This is a genomic window from Oceanobacillus caeni, from assembly GCF_042678465.1.
GTDB lineage: Bacteria > Bacillota > Bacilli > Bacillales > Amphibacillaceae > Oceanobacillus > Oceanobacillus caeni.
The window spans coordinates 70358-84031 of the sequence record NZ_JBHTKV010000001.1; the positions used below are offsets into that span (position 1 = coordinate 70358).

Genomic DNA, 13674 nt, shown 5'->3' on the forward strand with positions numbered 1-13674 from the left:
TTACTGCCCGTTTAAGCTTGTCTATCTTTTATCCATTTTATTAGTGATATAGTCTCCAATAAATTGGAAAATAAAAACGATAATTAAAATCAGAATCGTACATAGTAAAACAACATCAAATTGCCTTCTCTGGAATCCGTAAAAATATGCATAGTCCCCTAGTCCCCCGGCGCCGATAACACCTGCCATTGCGGTATACCCAATTAATGCTATGGCGGTTACGGTTAAACCAGAAACTAAAGCTGGTTTTGATTCAGGGATAAGCACTTTAAAAATAATCGTACTTGTTTTTGCCCCCATAGATTTTGCCGCTTCGATTACCCCTTTATCTACTTCACGAAAAGCAATTTCAGCTAATCTCGCGTAAAAAGGTGCCGATCCGATGATCAAGGCTGGTAAAGCAGCAGTAGGTCCCCGAACCGTTCCTACAAGAAAATTCGTAAATGGGAAAAGTAATAGTATTAATATGATAAACGGAATAGCTCTAAAGACATTGACAATACTCGCAACGATAACGTTAAAAGTTGTATTTTCCCAAATTGCATCTTTAGATGTTAAGTATAAAAGTAAACCAAGGATAATACCTATAATAGCTGTACCAATAAGTGCGATAATAGTCATATAAAAGGTTTCATAAGTTGCAGTCCATATATCTTCCATCTTTATATTAGTCAGCATTACGTATAACCTCCACTTCTACTGAGGTTTCATGGTGAATGAATTCAATCGCATTACTAATATCTTTTTCATTACCTATAAATTGCGTAATTAATGTTCCAAATCCACCTGTTTGTGTCTGCGTAATTTTACCTTGCAAAATATTAATGTCAATTGGGAATTTCTTCGCTAATTGACTTATTAAAGTCTGATTTGTTGACTCTCCGATAAAACGCAAACGTAATAGAACACCGTCATGGTTTACATTATGTAACAGATTCTCAATATCTTCTGTTTCATCTTCAGAACCCGGCTCCATTAACTGAGCTACGAATTTTTTCGTCACAGGTTGTTTTGGATGAGAGAAAACATCAAGGACATCACCTTGCTCCACGATTTTCCCTTTTTCCATTACGGCAACCCTATTACAAATTTTACGAATCACATTCATTTCATGAGTAATCAAAATGACTGTGAGACCAAGCTTCTGGTTAATGTCGACTAATAAATCTAAAATAGCATTGGTTGTTTCTGGATCTAGTGCCGAAGTTGCCTCATCACAAAGCAATACTTTCGGATTGTTTGCTAATGCACGTGCTATCCCAACACGTTGCTTTTGACCTCCACTTAATTGAGAAGGGTATGCTTTTTCTCTACCAGATAACCCTACTAAGTCAATTAATTCTTGGACTCTTTTTACTCTTTTTTCTTTGGCAACCCCTGCAATTTCAAGTGGAAAAGAGATATTATCTTCAACCGTACGGGACCATAACAAATTGAAGTGTTGGAAAATCATCCCAATTTCCTTTCGTGCGGAGCGCAACTCATTCTTAGTTAATGAGGTGATTTCTTGTTTATCAATAATAACATTTCCTTCAGTTGGTTCCTCCAGGCGGTTTAGTAGTCGTACGAATGTACTTTTTCCAGCACCACTGTAGCCTATGACACCAAAAATCTCACCATTCTTTATATCAAGGGTTAAATCATCTACCGCTGTTAATTTCTTATTGTCTGATGTATAAACCTTACGTAACCCTTTAATTGAAATCAAAACGAATCCTCCTTCATTCAACTAGAATCTCTTTTAGTATACGACATCTAGCATTGGAAATACTTGCAATAATCGATACAAATGTATACTAAAATAAAAAACGTCTTTCTGAACATGAGAACAGAAAGACGCTTACTATGTCATTCCATTCTCTCATCTTTCAAAGCAATATGCTTTGCAGGAATTAGCACCTTTTTCAAACAACATTGTTTGAAGGTTGCCGCGGTTTCTTCAGGCCTTGTCCCTCCACCGCTCTTGATAAGAGATTGATAGCTTACTAGTATAATATTAAAACCATGATAGCACTATGCCCTTAGGTTTGTCAAATAACGAAGCAAAGTTACATATCCCCTTAGGAAACTTGGCATGTCGTCAAGCTTTTTAAGAGAATGCCTTAGTTAACTCAGACAGATAGGAGAGTATTTTCTGTCCTACCGATCAAAAATAAACCTGCTTTTGTCGATTTCACTTCAGTTATTTCCAAATAACTCTGGCTTATACTGAATTAAATAACGATAAATATTTCCTGTGGACCTAAAAGCATAGATTTTTTCTTTTATTTGATTTTCTTCTTTAATAAGTAAACATGGAACACTTTCAATCTTGTTGTCATACATAAATTCTGGAAAATACGATGCATTCATTTCATAAAAAATGGTTTCTTTATGAACAGATTCGATTTTTTCTAACATCGTTCTTGCTACACTACATGTTCCGCAAAAAGGGGTGTATATATATAATAGATATCTTTCTTCATTTAATGCTTGTTCTGTTATTTCTTGCAATGAAACCACCCTATACCGATTAAATTGAACGAATAATCATTTAAAATTCTTTTATTAAGAATAAAGGGTTAACTGAGAAATGTTTACCAACTAGTGTAGTTGCAAGGATATGTTCGGGTGTTGTTGCAACCTCCCTATATTCACTACTTACATAAATATGATCAGCATGTGGTAATTCACGCGCAAGCTGCTTTCTGAGCTTTATTCCTGAACGATCTTCGTCCACTAAAATAAAAACATCCCTATCATCTAATTGATACATTTCTAACATCTCGTCAAATCGCTCCACTCCTAGTGTACCGTTCGTACAGACAATCGTTACATCGTCATTGATAACTTTTTCGATTTGACGTTTATCAGTCAACCCTTCTACAATGATTACTTTTTCCGAATCAGACGTTATCATCACACAGCACTCCCCATGTAAGCAAGTAAGATGCTCGTTATAAGTATCCTGTTTACATAAGTATATGATAAAACGGAGGATAACTATACGCTTTTTAGAATAAATGTACGTTAGCCATGTTTTTTTATTTTAATTATCTATTAGTTCCTCGTACTCATTTGGCTTCAACATTGAATCTAATTCAGACTCACTTGATGGTTCTACTACAATCATCCATGCTTTTTCGAAAGGTGACTCATTCACAAATTCTGGATGATCTTCTAATTCATCATTTACTTCAACTACTTTTCCGGTTATCGGAGCATATAGCTCAGACACCGTTTTAACTGATTCAACACTACCGAATGGTTCATTTAATTTAATCTCATCGCCCACTTCAGGTAGTTCCACAAATACAATATCTCCTAGTTCATCTTGTGCAAAGTCCGTAATCCCAATACGTACGTTATCCCCTTCTTTTTTTACCCATTCATGCTCTTTTGAATATAATAAATCTTTTGGTAAACTCATCATCTATCCCTCCAAATGTTCGTTTGTATAATCCTATTACTTATAGGAAAAACTTATGTTTATAATGCTGTTCAAAAAGGGCCAAGATCAGCTAAATTCGCAGTGTTCTTTTCACCAGACTTTTTGAACAACTTCTATAACCAATTTTCTGTAAACATGTCTTCTTTAAATCCGACCGTTACTTTATTTCCATCTGTAACTATCGGACGTTTAATTAGCATGCCATCCGAAGATAAAATTTCTGCCATTTCCTCTGTGGATGCATCCTTAATCTTTTCTTTTATATTTAATTCTCTATATTTTTTCCCACTTGTGTTAAAGAATTTCTTTGCTGGTAATTCGCTCTTCTCTATGAGACTTAATAACTCTTCTTTTGTAGGTGTTTCTTCTACAATATGAATTGCATGATACTCTATTTGATTATCATCAAACCATTTTTTTGCTTTTTTACATGTTCCGCAGTTTGGATACCAGTAAAAAGTTAATGCCATTATGTACACTCCTTGCTCATGATCATTTCTTCTATCTTATCATGTTTCCCAGCTAAATACATTAGTTTGACTTATCACTGGCGATAGATAGACTTTACTAGAATCAAACAGGAACTATAGCATTCATACCAAGTTATCTGTATTCACTCGCAGAAGATCAGTACAACTCAACCTGAAAAACAAATAAAGATATGATTCCCTTTATACTTCGGGAATCATATCTTTTTCTTTCAAAATCAAACTACATATTTTTCTTCTTCAATAATTTTAGCGGCAATTTCACGCTTTTTCTTTACAACGTTAATTGGGTTGTGACGTGTTAATTTACGTAAGGAAGATAACATCATACGTAAAGTATCTCCTTCGCTGGCAGCGATAATCGTTTCTTTCGCATCAGCTTCCACACGATTAAATGCTTCTTGTACGTACACTTGTGTATAAAGAAGTTTTTGGTTATTAGCTGCTTCCCCGGATTTTTTTATTGCCTTTTCTGTCCGTAGAATAGCCGCTTCCATATTATAAACCTCGGAAACCATGTCTGCCAAGTTCACAAGGATTTCCTGCTCAAATTCAATCTTTTGCTGGTATTTTTGAACAGCTAACCCTGCAGCAAACAATACGATTTTCTTCGCATTTTTAAGTAAGTATTTCTCTTGTTCCAATGTACCAGTTCCAACCTGTTCAGGCATCTTCGTTACTAATTCTTCTTGAAGATCTTGAGCTTGTTGCATTAAAGGTAATTCACCTTTCATCGCCTTCTTCAATAAAGTTCCAGGTACAATCAATCGGTTAATTTCATTTGTTCCTTCAAAAATACGATTAATTCTTGAATCACGGTACATTCTTTCAACTGCATATTCTTGAATAAATCCATTTCCACCATGTAATTGAACTGCTTCATCTACTACATAATCCAATGCTTCTGTAGCCGTAAATTTATTTAATGAACATTCTATTTGATATTCGGCTATAGCTGCAGCTACTTCCCTTCCATCATTTAATTGCTCATCTGTTAAGGCTCCCATTCTTTGTTCAAATAATCCAACTGTACGATATACAGAACTTTCATTAGCATAGATACTTGCAGCCATCGTAGCGAGTTTTTCCTGTGTTAAAGAAAAACTAGAAATCTTCGTATTAAATTGCTTACGTTCATTTACATATTTCACACTAGCTTCAAGTGCATCTTTTGCCCCACCAATTCCGCCAATGGCCAATTTATATCTTCCAACATTAAGAATATTAAAGGCTATCTTATGTCCTTTCCCTTTTTCACCTAAAAGATTCTCTACTGGGACCTGTGCATCATCTAAAACTAGCGTTCGTGTAGAGGATGATTTAATTCCCATTTTCTTTTCTTCCACACCAGTAGAAACTCCCGGATAGTCTCGTTCAACGATAAAGGCACTGAAGTGTTCTCCATCAATCTTTGCATAGACTACAAATATATCAGCAAAAGCAGAATTCGTAATAAATTGTTTTTCGCCATTTAATACATAATGTGTTCCAGCCTCATTTAAAACTGCGGTTGTTTTGGCTCCCAATGCATCTGACCCTGATGTAGATTCTGTTAGCGCATATGCTGCAATTAGTTCACCAGTTGCAAGTTTTGGTAAGTACTTTTTCTTTTGTTCTTCATTACCAAAAAATACGATTGGAAGAGAACCGATCCCTACGTGTGCACCATAAGAAAGGGAAAAACCACCAGCTCTTGAGAATTCTTCTGTAATTAGAGCAGAACTTGTCTTATCTAAACCTAATCCACCATATTCTTCTGGGACATCAGCTCCTAGTAGACCTAATTCTCCAGCCTTTTTAAGAAGATTTTTATTTAAATCGAAGTTCTGATTTTCTAACTCTTCTATGTTTGGTAATACCTCTTTATCAACGAAATCATGTGTTGTTTTAGCAATCAGTTTTTGTTCATCATTGAAATCTTCTGGTGTTATAACATCGTCACTTGTTAAGTCTTCTGTTAAAAATGCTCCACCTTTAAATAATTTTTCCTTTGTTTCACTCATTTTCTTCATCCTTTCTAAAATAGATTACTAGTTTTTATAAAATTGAGTGTTCAAAAAGGAGGATAAAAAGGACCGAGAAGTTCAAGGCGGCTTTGCGCCCAACGTCGGCATACCCCTTTTGCAGGGGCATGTCATTTTTACCGTACTTTTTGAACATCCTATAAAAGTTCAAATACACCGGCTGCCCCCATGCCCCCACCGATACACATGGTAACGACACCAAATTGAACATCTCTACGCTTCATTTCATTCATTAAGGTTAGGGTTAATTTTGTACCAGTGCAGCCGAGTGGATGGCCAAGAGCAATTGCCCCACCGTTGACATTTACTTTATCGATATCTAAGTCCAAAGCATGAATGACGCGTACTGCTTGTGCAGCAAATGCTTCATTTAATTCAAATAAACCTATATCAGATAATTCCAATCCTGCAATTTGTAATGCTTTGGGAATAGCTGCTACGGGGCCAACCCCCATAATTTCAGGTTCAACTCCTGCAACCGCAAAGGAGCGGAATTTAACAACTGGGGTTAATCCAATTGATTTTGCCTTTTCCCGATCCATTACTAAAACGGAAGCAGCTCCATCACTCATTTGTGAGGAATTACCTGCTGTTACAGTCCCTTTATTTTTAAAAGCTGGACGTAACTTGGATAACGTTTCTACACTCGTTTCCGGTCTCACTCCTTCATCGATTTTAAACGTAAAGGATTCTTCATCTATTTTATTGTTATTTCCTAAAACACGTTCCTTTACATCAACAGGAACAATTTCATCTGTAAAGCGTCCCTCTTGAATAGCTTTAGCAGCACGTTCATGACTTCTTGTCGCAAACTCATCTTGGTCAGTTCTAGATATGCCAAAACGACTTGCTACCTCCTCGGCTGTATGACCCATGCTCATGTAATACCCGGGTGCATTCTCTACTAATTTCACGTTTGGCTTAATCACATGTCCTCCCATTGGTATTAAGCTCATCGATTCTGCTCCACTAGCAATAATCGTATCACTTGCTCCAACCATAATTCTTTCTGCAGCATAAGCAATTGACTGTAAACCTGATGAACAATAACGATTGATCGTTACCCCTGGAACATCATGACTTAAACCAGCCAACCCTGCTACGTTGCGGGCCATATTCATACCTTGCTCAGCCTCTGGCATGGCGCAACCGATAATGACATCATCTATGTTTCCATCATAATCATCTGCACGTTTTAATGTCTCTTTTATAGTTAATGCCGCCAAATCATCAGGTCTCGTATTTGCTAAGGAACCTTTAAATGCTTTTCCCACAGGGGTTCTCGCCCCTGAAACAATAACAGCTTCTTTCATTTTACCGCCCCCTTAATTACGTAGTGGCTTACCTTTCAATAGCATGTGTTGCATTCTTGCTTGAGTTAAAGGCTCTCCAATTAAACTTAAAAACGCTTCCCTTTCCAGATCCAACATTACTTGCTCATCAATGGTACTTCCTTCTCTTATACGTCCACCTGATAAAACATAGGCTAATTTTTCCGCGATTTTAATATCGTGCTCAGATGCATAGCCCCCATATTGAAGTGATTTAGCACCCATCAGCATAGCAGCATATCCTGCTTCCCCAACAACAGGAATCTTTTCACGAATTGGCGCTTTATATCCTGTCTTAGATAAAGCTAATACTTTTTCTTTCGCATCATATAAGAGATGGTCTGAATTCACACTTATACTATCGCCATTACCAAGGAATCCGTTTTCAAATGCCTCCGCTGCAGATGCCGAAACTTTAGCAGTAGCCACTTTTTCAAAAACATCATTCGCTACCTTACCTAAATCAATTGATATACCTTCAGGGATTTGACGTAATTGTTTCAAATAAAGTTCTTTCGTTCCTCCACCACCAGGAATTAAACCAACTCCAACTTCGACAAGTCCCATATACGTTTCGGCAGATGCTTGAACAGAGGTAGAAGGTAAAGCTATTTCTGCGCCACCACCCAACGTCATATTAAACACAGCACTAACTACTGGTTTTTCACTATATTTAATTTTCATTCCTATATTTTGAAATTGGCGAATGACTAAATCAAGTTCATCAAAATTATCATCCTGTGCTTCCATAAGCATAAGTGCTAAATTTGCACCGACACTGAAGTTTCTCCCTTGATTCCCGATAACAAGTCCTTCATAATTTTTTTCTACTTCTTCAATAGCGGAATGAATCATCTGTATCGAATCTATTCCTAAAGCATTACTCTTCGAATGAAATTCTAGTAATGCAACACCATCACCCATATCTATTAAACTTGCACCTGGATTATGTTTAATGACACCTTTACTTTCTTTTAATCGTTGAATATTAATTTCCTTTTTATTATGAGGAAGGAGTTTATATTCTCCTTGATCATAGAAGTAATCTTCATGACTATCATATTTGTAAAAGGATTCATATCCATCTTCTAATAGATTAAGTACCCATCTAGGAACTGTATCCCCTTCCTTTTGCATTCGACCAACCGATTTTCTTAGTCCTATTGCGTCCCAAGTCTCAAATGGGCCTACTTCCCAACCAAATCCCCATTTCATTGCTTGATCAATCGCTACAATATCATCAGAAATCTCTCCAACTAGTTCGGCTGAATAAAGTAATGTTGGTTTTAAAATAGCCCATACTAAATCACTAGCCTTGTCTCCCGGAGCATTCAGAAGTGTCTGCAACTTTTTATTGACACCTTTTTGTTGCTTTACCATCTCTGTTACTTTCGTTTTTAGCTTCCTTCTTTCCTCATATTCAAGCGTTGAAGGGTTGATTTCCAAAATTTCTTTTCCTTTTTTCCAATAGAATCCTTGATTTACCTTAGCACCAATCCAACCTTTTTCATTCATTTGATGCATAAATTTAGGAACTTCAAAAACCTCTTTCTCATCTCCATCTACATGGTCATATACATTTCGAGCAACATGGATGAAAGTATCTAAACCAACAACATCTAATGTTCGGAATGTTGCACTTTTTGGTCGGCCAATCATTGGTCCTGTAACAGAATCAATTTCACCAACACTATACCCTCTCTTTAACATCTCTTTAACCGTGACAAGTAATCCATGTGTTCCAATTCGATTGGCTATAAAGTTAGGTGTATCCTTCGCTTCAACTACACCTTTTCCTAAAAATTCTTCTCCGAAAGATTTCATAAAGGTTAAAACTTCTGGTTTTGTATCATTCGTTGGAATAACTTCCAGTAATTTCAAGTATCTTGGCGGGTTAAAGAAATGTGTCCCTAAGAAATGTTTTTTCATATCATCTGAACAGTCTGCAATCATTGCATTTACAGAAATACCAGATGTATTAGTGGATACGATTGATCCAGATTTCCGGTACTGATCTACTTTTAAGAGAACATCCTTTTTTACTTCAAGGTTCTCTAGAACAACTTCAATAATCCAATCTACTTCAGATAATTTTTTTAAATCATCATTTAAATTACCTATTTCAATTAAGTCGAGACTTTTTTTCGATGTAATAGGTGAAGGTTTTTGCTTTAATAACGCTTTTTTACCATTTGCTGCAAAGCGATTTCGAACAGCCGGGTGATCCAGTGTTAGGCCTTTCTTTTCTTCATCATTAGCTAATTCCCTGGGAACAATATCAAGCATTAAAACAGGAATTCCATTGTTAGCAAGATGCGCAGCAATACCAGAACCCATTACACCAGACCCTAAAACTGCAGCTTTCTTTACTTTGTAATTCATACTTCATCCCCCTTCGAAATACTGAGTGAACACTCATTCATTTTAAGTTCAAAAAAAATATCAATTACTTATTTTCCTATTTACACTATATACTATATTCTGATATTTCGCAATAAGTTTATTCATTAAAAATGGTGATAACTGTAAACATTGGACTTAAAAGACGCAACTTATTCAAAAAAGATATCATAATCGTAATCATTCTTATTTACAAATCGGAATCATTACGTTATTATATTTAAGTATTTTAGTTGCAGAGGAGACAAATTAAATGAGAATTGGTAAGGTATTTATCCTATTGTTTATTATCGCAGCAACCATGTTTGGATGTAATTCTAATAATGAATCAGAAACAAAAAGTAATGAATCCCTCAAAGTATATACGACACTCTATCCTATTCAATATGCGATTGAAAGGATTGCCGGAGATAGTGTTACAGTAGAATCCGTCTATCCTCCGGGAGTAGATGCGCATTCCTACGAACCTACTTCAAAAGATATAACAAATATTGCTAAAAGTGATGCATTTTTTTATTTAGGTGCAGGAATGGAGGCATTTGCGGAAACAGCTGCTGATGCGCTAGGTAATCAAGATGTGGCACTAATAGAATTAGGTAAACATGAAGAACTCTTTCATGTAGAGGAATCTGAAGAACGAGACGAACATGCAGAACAAAATGAGGATCATGATGGACATCATCATGGTGATCATGATCCTCATATATGGATTGATCCAATCCGCATGTTAGAAATGTCCAATATTATTAAGCAAGAACTGATTAATTTAAATCCAGAACAAGAATCACTTTATAATAAAAATTTTGCAAAATTAGAAGAGGATTTACTGGAACTAGATCAGGACTTTAAAAACACGCTTAAAGACAAACAAAATAATAAAATTTTAGTTACACATGCAGCGTATGGATATTGGAAAGAAAGATACGGTATCCAACAAATTGCCATTAATGGGCTATCTTCTAGTAGTGAGCCATCACAAAAAGAGTTAACCAATATCATTAATCAAGCAAAAAAGAGTAAATTAAAATACATTATTTTTGAACAAAATTCTTCTAATCGTTTATCTGAAGTAATTCAACAAGAAATCGGCGCGGAAACAGCAGTCATTCATAATTTAGCCGTATTAACGGATGAAGACATTCGAAATCATGAAGATTATTTAACTTTAATGAAGAAAAATCTAGCAACCTTAAATCAAGTAACTAGCTAAATAAATTGTTAGGAGGTGTTCGTTTGGGAAAACCAGTAGTATCAATGAAAAATGTTACGTATGCTTATGAAGATAAAATAGTTCTTGATCATATCAATTTCGAAATACCCCAAGGTTCCCTTATGGGGTTAACCGGACCAAATGGTGGCGGAAAAACAACTTTAATTAAATTATTGCTTGGTATATTAAAGCCTGATGAAGGTACAATCAATATTTATGAAGAACCTGTTAGTAAATTTAAAGGAAGAAGTAAAATCGGCTTCGTATCCCAAAAAGCAAACTCCTTTAACCGTGGCTTTCCTGCAACTGTTTTTGAAGTTGTTTCAACTGGACTTACTGCTAAAATTGGCTACTTTAAATTTATGAATAAAAAACATAAAGAAAAAATACTTCATGCTATTGATCAAGTTGGGATGTCAGAATACACGTACCAGAATATCGGGAATCTTTCAGGCGGACAGCAACAACGTGTCTTTATTGCTAGAGCACTTGTCAGTGATCCGGAATTATTAATATTAGATGAACCAACGGTCGGGATTGACTATGAAAACGTAAGGCGTTTCTATGACTTATTACACCAACTACATGAAAAGAGAAACATCACGCTTCTTTTGGTTACGCATGATACTGGTATAATGACTGAACATGCTACCGATATTGTTTGTCTCAATAAAACATTACATTTTCACGGTAAACCGGAAGAATACCATTCCTTATCAGAGAAGGAACTATCTAATTTCTACGGTTACCCAGTTCATGTCGTTGAACATAACCATTAGAAAGGAGGCGTCGCCTTGTTAGCTGATTTTTTTCAATATGATTTTTTACGTTATACATTTTTAACTGGGTTATTAATTGGTATTATTGCCCCCTTACTAGGAACTTTTATTGTAGTAAGAAGGCTATCCCTAATCGCCGATGCCCTTTCACATGTAACGCTTGCAGGAATATCTTTTGGATTAATGTTGGAAAAATTACTTGTTATTTCTTTTAGTCCATTACTTGGGGGGATGATCTTCTCCGTCATTGGTTCCATTCTAATCGAGAGACTGAGAAGTGTATATAAGGCATACCAAGAAATCGCAATTCCTATTATTCTATCAGGCGGTGTTGGTTTAAGTGTTATTTTTATCGCGTTAGCTAACGGATTTAATAACGACTTATTTAACTATTTATTTGGTTCTGTATCCGCTGTTAGTAGAAGTGACTTTTTGATGATTGTAACCATTTCTATTTTTGTTGTATTTATGGTTACTATATTTTATAAAGAATTATTTACCTTATCATTTGATGAAGAGCATGCAACTGTATCTGGGTTACACTCGAAAACTATTCATTTATTATTTATTGTCTTAACAGCCCTAGTTATTGCCGCTTCCATTCGTATTGTTGGGGTATTACTCGTATCAGCACTTATGACACTACCAGTAGCCGCGGCAATGCGCATAGCAAAAGGGTTTAAACAAATGATTGGATTATCCATCCTATTTGGTGAATTAGCTATTATTATAGGTTTAATATCAGGCTATTATTTAAACATTCCACCCGGTGGAACAATCGTGATGGTATCTATCCTTATTTTATTAATTTCAATCGGAATGAAACGGTTAAAGTTTTTTAAAGCTGTAAAAGCGAGGGAAATCAAATGAACGTAAACGAAGCAATAGATCTCTTGAAACATAATGGCTTTAAAGCAACAGGCAAAAGAAAAGATATTTTAGACTATTTTTCTGAACAAGATGGTTATCGAACTGCAAAGGATTTAATTACACATCTAGAAAACGACAACGAGACAGTGAGCTTTGATACCATTTATCGGAACCTTCACTTGTATAAAGAAATGGGCATATTAGAGACGACGGAATTAAATGGGGAGAAGCATTTTCGTATGAACTGTGCTAAGCATCATCATCACCATTTTATCTGTAATGAATGTGGGCGCACAAAAGCAATTGATGTGTGTCCTATGGCGGATGTCAAGAAATCTTTGGCTAACTATGCAATTGAAGGTCATAAATTCGAAATATATGGATTGTGTCCAAATTGTCAAAACAATTGAATAGAAAATTATATATAGCGGTTGGGATTGGAGGAATGATTGGTGCAGTTAGTCGATATGGAATCTCATCCGCTTTTTCTTACTTTGAAAACTTTCCAATCGGCACACTAGCTGCTAACCTATTAGGTTGCTTTATTTTATCATTTTTATTACAACACCAATCCATTAAAGAAAAACTTTCTCCAGAATTTTTAACTGGCCTTACAACTGGGGTAATTGGAGCATTTACTACTTATTCCACTTTTGCATTAGAAACCATTCAATTGTGGCAACAAAATGCCGTGCTAAGCATCTTATATGTAGGTTTAAGTATGTTCGGCGGTTTACTAAGCTGTTATGTGGGCTTTAAATTAGCAAATAAAAGGCAGGATATGAAATAAATGAATATTATTTTAGTTGCTTTAGGGGGATTTTTTGGTAGTATTCTTAGATTCTATATCTCACAAATAACCGGGAAACGTTTAATAGGGACGTGGATTGCCAATATTTCCGGATCTCTTTTACTAGCATTTATTTACTACCTACATGTGAATGGCCAAATAACCGCTTCGATTTGGGCCTTATTAGGTGTAGGTTTTTGTGGAGCGTACACGACATTCTCCACTTTTGGTAATGAAACATTAGAATTAATTTTCGACAAAAAGTACAAAATAGCTTTCCTATATGTTTTTACTACGTTAAGTGTCTCTTTCATTCTTGTTTCCATTGTCCGTTACATAACCTATTAAAGAA

15 protein-coding genes and 1 riboswitch are annotated in these 13674 nt (G+C 35.6%); of the genes, 6 read left to right on the forward strand and 9 right to left on the reverse strand.

What is annotated here, in order from left to right; all coding sequences use genetic code 11:
- Positions 1–21: 21 nt before the first annotated feature.
- The 9 genes from ACFQ18_RS00360 to ACFQ18_RS00400 form a co-directional block, all read right to left on the reverse strand.
- Positions 22–678 carry a methionine ABC transporter permease gene (locus tag ACFQ18_RS00360; protein WP_047184641.1) on the reverse strand — a complete coding sequence of 219 codons (657 nt, stop codon included), beginning with the start codon at positions 676–678 and terminating at the stop codon, positions 22–24.
- Positions 668–1708, reverse strand: coding sequence for a methionine ABC transporter ATP-binding protein (locus ACFQ18_RS00365; RefSeq protein WP_204797609.1), 1041 nt, complete (start codon positions 1706–1708; stop codon positions 668–670). Before ACFQ18_RS00365 ends, ACFQ18_RS00360 begins: the two co-directional genes overlap by 11 nt.
- 150 nt (positions 1709–1858) lie before the next feature.
- A riboswitch (SAM riboswitch) is annotated at positions 1859–1973 on the reverse strand.
- A 205-nt stretch (positions 1974–2178) separates the two neighbouring features.
- Positions 2179–2493 carry a thioredoxin family protein gene (locus ACFQ18_RS00370; RefSeq protein WP_204797610.1) on the reverse strand — a complete coding sequence of 105 codons (315 nt, stop codon included), beginning with the start codon at positions 2491–2493 and terminating at the stop codon, positions 2179–2181.
- 40 nt (positions 2494–2533) lie between these two features.
- Positions 2534–2899 (reverse strand): toprim domain-containing protein, encoded by a 366-nt coding sequence (locus ACFQ18_RS00375; protein WP_047184644.1) that lies wholly within the window; start codon positions 2897–2899, stop codon positions 2534–2536.
- A gap of 129 nt (positions 2900–3028) precedes the next feature.
- Positions 3029–3409: a glycine cleavage system protein GcvH gene (gene gcvH, locus ACFQ18_RS00380; RefSeq protein ID WP_047184645.1), complete on the reverse strand. Its 381-nt coding sequence runs from the start codon at positions 3407–3409 to the stop codon at positions 3029–3031.
- A gap of 134 nt (positions 3410–3543) precedes the next feature.
- On the reverse strand, positions 3544–3900 hold the full coding sequence (locus ACFQ18_RS00385; RefSeq protein WP_204797611.1) for an arsenate reductase family protein: 357 nt from the start codon (positions 3898–3900) through the stop codon (positions 3544–3546).
- Positions 3901–4136: 236 nt separating this feature from the next.
- Positions 4137–5921, reverse strand: a complete 1785-nt coding sequence (locus ACFQ18_RS00390; protein WP_204797612.1) for an acyl-CoA dehydrogenase family protein — start codon at positions 5919–5921, stop codon at positions 4137–4139.
- Between the two features lie 158 nt (positions 5922–6079).
- Positions 6080–7255 carry an acetyl-CoA C-acetyltransferase gene (locus tag ACFQ18_RS00395; RefSeq protein ID WP_047184648.1) on the reverse strand — a complete coding sequence of 392 codons (1176 nt, stop codon included), beginning with the start codon at positions 7253–7255 and terminating at the stop codon, positions 6080–6082.
- Positions 7256–7267: 12 nt separating this feature from the next.
- Positions 7268–9655 (reverse strand): 3-hydroxyacyl-CoA dehydrogenase/enoyl-CoA hydratase family protein, encoded by a 2388-nt coding sequence (locus ACFQ18_RS00400; RefSeq protein WP_204797613.1) that lies wholly within the window; start codon positions 9653–9655, stop codon positions 7268–7270.
- Positions 9656–9926: 271 nt separating this feature from the next.
- Between ACFQ18_RS00400 and ACFQ18_RS00405 the strand changes: the two genes are divergently transcribed.
- Genes ACFQ18_RS00405 through crcB (ACFQ18_RS00430) form a run of 6 tightly spaced genes read left to right on the forward strand, consistent with a single transcriptional unit; the run spans position 9927 to position 13670 of the window.
- A complete protein-coding gene (locus ACFQ18_RS00405; protein WP_052771675.1) occupies positions 9927–10883 on the forward strand; it encodes a metal ABC transporter solute-binding protein, Zn/Mn family in 957 nt (318 codons plus the stop codon).
- A 23-nt stretch (positions 10884–10906) separates the two neighbouring features.
- The gene (locus ACFQ18_RS00410; protein ID WP_204797614.1) at positions 10907–11662 is read left to right on the forward strand and encodes a metal ABC transporter ATP-binding protein; all 756 of its coding nucleotides are present in this window, start codon (positions 10907–10909) and stop codon (positions 11660–11662) included.
- Positions 11663–11677: 15 nt separating this feature from the next.
- Complete coding sequence (locus ACFQ18_RS00415) at positions 11678–12532, forward strand: metal ABC transporter permease (protein ID WP_204797615.1); 855 nt, start codon at positions 11678–11680, stop codon at positions 12530–12532.
- A complete protein-coding gene (locus ACFQ18_RS00420; RefSeq protein WP_204797616.1) occupies positions 12529–12942 on the forward strand; it encodes a Fur family transcriptional regulator in 414 nt (137 codons plus the stop codon). Before ACFQ18_RS00415 ends, ACFQ18_RS00420 begins: the two co-directional genes overlap by 4 nt.
- Entirely contained in the window at positions 12927–13322 is a 396-nt protein-coding gene (gene crcB / locus ACFQ18_RS00425; protein ID WP_240473188.1) for a fluoride efflux transporter CrcB, read from the forward strand. The genes ACFQ18_RS00420 and crcB (ACFQ18_RS00425) overlap by 16 nt, the downstream gene beginning before the upstream one ends.
- On the forward strand, positions 13323–13670 hold the full coding sequence (gene crcB, locus ACFQ18_RS00430) for a fluoride efflux transporter CrcB (RefSeq protein ID WP_047184653.1): 348 nt from the start codon (positions 13323–13325) through the stop codon (positions 13668–13670).
- The last annotated feature ends 4 nt before the right edge of the window (positions 13671–13674 follow it).